This is a genomic window from Priestia sp. SIMBA_032, from assembly GCF_046535215.1.
Classification (GTDB): domain Bacteria; phylum Bacillota; class Bacilli; order Bacillales; family Bacillaceae_H; genus Priestia; species Priestia aryabhattai.
The window spans coordinates 1-243 of record NZ_JAWRXD010001382.1 but is presented as its reverse complement, the minus strand read 5'-3'; the positions used below and the strand labels follow the sequence as shown (position 1 = coordinate 243).

At 36.6% G+C, this 243-nt stretch carries 1 protein-coding gene; it reads right to left on the bottom strand.

Translation table 11 applies throughout. From position 1 onward, the window contains the following. Nucleotides 1–101: 101 nt before the first annotated feature. Nucleotides 102–243, bottom strand: a 142-nt coding sequence (locus SB717_RS38855; RefSeq protein ID WP_410908593.1) for a TasA family protein, incomplete at its 5' end; no start/stop codon positions are given.

The following is a 243-nucleotide window of genomic DNA, read 5'->3' as shown; positions in this document are numbered from 1 at the left end:
GGAATAGCAGTTGAAAACAGAACGCCAGCCGTTACAATTCCAGTAACAAAACGGTTTTTCTTTTTCATTTATAGGCCTCCGGTAATATATATTTTTAAAAATTATTTCTCCACACCTGCTGTTTGCTCAGCATGGAATGTCCAGTTTAGCTGCAGGGAATCACCTTGAAATTTATTTTGATCTTGGTCGTTATCTTCAAATGAGAAGAGGACGTGTAAGTAATCTGTTTCACCAGACTTAATA